The following is an 860-nucleotide window of genomic DNA, read 5'->3' as shown; positions in this document are numbered from 1 at the left end:
GCTAGGGTCTGTTTTAAAACTCTATGGAAGTATTGGGAATGCTAGGGATGCCGAATTCAGCATCGCTCAATGGTCTTACCTCCTCATCAGCGAGGGAACTTAACCAACGCCCAGTGGCAGCGTCTCAAACCTTTACTGCCTGCTCAGAAACCGAATGTGGGTCGTCCGAACAATGACCATCGCACTACAATCAATGGAATTCTCTGGATTGCACGAACGGGGGCACCGTGGCGCGATCTGCCAGAGCGATACGGGGCTTGGGAGACAGTATCGGGGCGATTCTATCGGTGGCGACGCAGTGGCATTTGGGAACAACTCCTCCAGAGCTTACAGCAGCAAGCCGATGCCAAAGGCAAATTGAACTGGGAAGTTCATCATGTCGATGGCAGTGTGATTCGCGCCCACCAACACTCGGCGGGTGCAAAAAGGGGGAGCTAGATTCCGAAAGTTTGCTCTGTGAAATTGAACAAGTGCAACAACGCGAGGCTCTCGGACGCTCAAAAGGGGGCTTTAGCACCAAAATTCATCTGCGCTGTGATGGCAATGGGCTGCCTATCACCTTTGTCCTCACCGTCGGTGAGCGCCATGAAACGGTTGTGTTTGAGCAATTGATGGAACAAGGAGCCGTCCGACGAACCGCAGGAGGTCGCCCACGCTTGCGCCCGCGTCGAGTCGTTGGTGATAAGGGCTATAGCAGCGGTGCAATTCGTCGCTACTTGCGTCGTCGCGGCATTCGCTTCACGATTCCGCGTAAAGACAATGAGAAACATCGGGGTCAGTTTGACAAGTCGATTTACCGCACCAGAAATGTTGTCGAGCGTTGTTTCAACCGTTTGAAGCAATTCCGTCGCATTGCCACT

At 53.3% G+C, this 860-nt stretch carries 2 protein-coding genes; both read left to right on the top strand.

Annotated elements, in window-relative coordinates; all coding sequences use genetic code 11:
- The first annotated feature begins 69 nt into the window (after positions 1 to 69).
- Positions 70 to 438 carry an IS5 family transposase gene (locus OU814_RS31280; RefSeq protein WP_268243326.1) on the top strand — a complete coding sequence of 123 codons (369 nt, stop codon included), beginning with the start codon at positions 70 to 72 and terminating at the stop codon, positions 436 to 438.
- Between the two features lie 32 nt (positions 439 to 470).
- A partial coding sequence (locus tag OU814_RS31275; protein ID WP_268243325.1) for an IS5 family transposase occupies positions 471 to 860 on the top strand: 390 nt, incomplete at its 3' end.

It is taken from the genome of Leptolyngbya sp. GGD, assembly GCF_026735145.1.
GTDB lineage: Bacteria > Cyanobacteriota > Cyanobacteriia > Leptolyngbyales > Leptolyngbyaceae > Leptolyngbya > Leptolyngbya boryana.
This window is presented reverse-complemented; position numbering and strand designations above follow the sequence as displayed.